This is a genomic window from Desulfobotulus alkaliphilus, from assembly GCF_007830435.1.
GTDB lineage: Bacteria > Desulfobacterota > Desulfobacteria > Desulfobacterales > ASO4-4 > Desulfobotulus > Desulfobotulus alkaliphilus.
On the sequence record NZ_VLLC01000089.1, the window covers coordinates 1 to 1,227 of the forward strand.

At 39.5% G+C, this 1,227-nt stretch carries 2 protein-coding genes; both read right to left on the reverse strand.

Annotated features, from left to right (window positions below):
* Positions 1–210 precede the first annotated feature (210 nt).
* The gene (locus LZ24_RS17000) at positions 211–624 is read right to left on the reverse strand and encodes a hypothetical protein (protein WP_144686897.1); all 414 of its coding nucleotides are present in this window, start codon (positions 622–624) and stop codon (positions 211–213) included.
* A 15-nt stretch (positions 625–639) separates the two neighbouring features.
* A partial coding sequence (locus LZ24_RS17005; RefSeq protein ID WP_144686898.1) for an RHS repeat-associated core domain-containing protein occupies positions 640–1,227 on the reverse strand: 588 nt, incomplete at its 5' end.

The following is a 1,227-nucleotide window of genomic DNA, read 5'->3' on the forward strand; positions in this document are numbered from 1 at the left end:
CAGCTGTTCGGCTACTTACCTTGGAGCTGTCAGTTACTCTTAAAGTACCGCTGAGTGAGGCCTCCTTAGGTTCCGTTCATGAGACATTCACACATGCACCGGATCAGCGACTCCGGTGAACCTGTCTGCCACTTGCGTTGACGCAGCATTCAGTTTTGCCAGCTTATCCCGGCGCACTGGGTGTCCTATAGTTGTGTAGAAGTGGGATGCCTATGGTTGAGACCTTATTGAATGAACAACAGAGGCACCTAATGCAACTACTAAAGGAATAACTACCGTAGGCAAATACACCAAAAGATAGCCGAATAAATCTGCCTTAAATAAAAGTGGTGATTGAAAAAATAGCAGCCAAAGCAATTCAAAAGTACAATAGAGCGAAACCCAAAATATCAAATCTCTCTGCATCACCAATGCCAAGCACATACCCACCAAAAGATAAAATATTATATTTGGTAGGCTCAGAATAAACAAATAAACCATACCAATTCGCACACCACTTAACACCTGGGAATTGAGCAGCAATTCCAACAGATACATTTTTATAAATTGATTTAGAAAAAATGCCACAACAAACAATATAATAAAACCAATGACCTTTTTTATTGTTATAGTAATTTTAAGCAATATTATTTTGTCCCCTTATCTTAATGTCATGAGCCATTGAGCACATACAAGATTTGCCAAAAAAGCTACCGGGGCAACAATCTTGATTGCTTTTGAAGCTCCATCATATTCTATTCTGTCTCTCAAATGCCCTTCACCTAATATAACTTGTTCTTCTCTAGACCAACGAGTAACTCTATAGCACTTATCATAACATACTCCCCCTTCTATTCTTGTTCCGAATAATTTGTAAGTACCCTCATAAATTCGTTTACGCTTTGCATTGCAGAGAGCAAGGCCAGTTGTCGTATTGGAGATAACTGGACCATATTTACCAAGAATTTTACCAGGAGAAATTGATAATTGTGCTTGCGGTGGAGCAATGAATTCCCAATCACCTAAATGCTTAAGCCTAAAATCTTTCGAAATACCGGATGGAACAGTAAATGAAAACAACTTAATACAAGATAACCCATTAAAATCTATATTATTTATCGGATTGTTTTCGACAAATCGAAAAAGATTAATCCCCCCCTCCAACCCAATCGGATCCACCCTGAGATACCTCCCCACCTCAGGATCATAGTACCGCCACCAGTTGTAATGCAGCCCCGTCTCTTCATC